Here is a 961-nt window from a genome sequence, read left to right on the forward strand (position 1 = left end):
CCCCCCCCCGCCCCCCCCGGCGGCGGGCGGGGGGGCGCGCTGTGCGAACCCCCCCCCCCCCCCCCCCCCGCCCACCCCCCCCCCCGGGGCCCCCGCCCCCGGCCCCCCCCCCCCCCCCCCCCCCGACCAGGAGAAGCAGCGCGCCGTACGCCGGATGAAGGCCCTGGCCACCGGCCTGCTGCTGGCCGTGGCCGTGGTGTACGTACTGGCCAAGTGGGCGCAGTCGGCCGGGCTCGGCGGCTGGGCCGGCTATGTGGCGGCGGCGGCCGAGGCCGGCATGGTGGGTGCGCTCGCGGACTGGTTCGCGGTCACCGCGCTCTTCCGCCACCCGCTGGGGCTGCCGATCCCGCACACGGCGATCATCCCGACCAAGAAGGACCAACTCGGCCAGAGCCTCGGCGAGTTCGTGGGCGAGAACTTCCTCGCCGGCGACGTCGTACGGCAGCGGCTGCGCGCCGTCGGCATCGGCAGCCGCCTCGGCGCCTGGCTGGCCGAGCCGGACCACGTGGACCGGGTCACCGCGGAGCTGGCCACCGCCGTGCGCGGCGCGCTGACCGTACTGCGCGACTCGGACGTACAGGCCGTGGTCGGCGAGGCCATAACGCGCCGGGCGGACGCACAGGAGATCGCGCCGGGCCTCGGCACCATGCTGGAGAAGGTCGTCACGGACGGTGGCCACCGCCGGGTGGTGGACCTGGTGTGCGTACGGGCCCACGACTGGCTGGTGCAGCACAGCGACTCGGTGATGGAGGCGGTGACCGGCGGCGCCCCCGGCTGGACCCCGCGCTTCGTGGACCGCAAGGTGGGCGACCGGGTCTACCGCGAACTGCTGCGCTTCGTCACCGAGATGCGCGACATGCCCGACCATCCCGCGCGCGGCGCGGTCGACCGCTTCCTGGCCGACTTCGCCCGCGACCTCCAGTCCGACCCGGACACCAGGGCCCGGGTGGAACGCCTCAAG

At 76.4% G+C, this 961-nt stretch carries 1 protein-coding gene; it reads left to right on the top strand.

Annotation, left to right across the window (positions count from 1 at the left end; translation table 11 throughout):
• Positions 1-154: 154 nt before the first annotated feature.
• The coding region (locus AAHZ94_RS34570) for a DUF445 domain-containing protein (protein WP_349997628.1) at positions 155-961 on the top strand (807 nt) is incomplete at its 3' end.

Source organism: Streptomyces sp. HSW2009 (assembly GCF_040240285.1).
GTDB lineage: Bacteria > Actinomycetota > Actinomycetes > Streptomycetales > Streptomycetaceae > Streptomyces.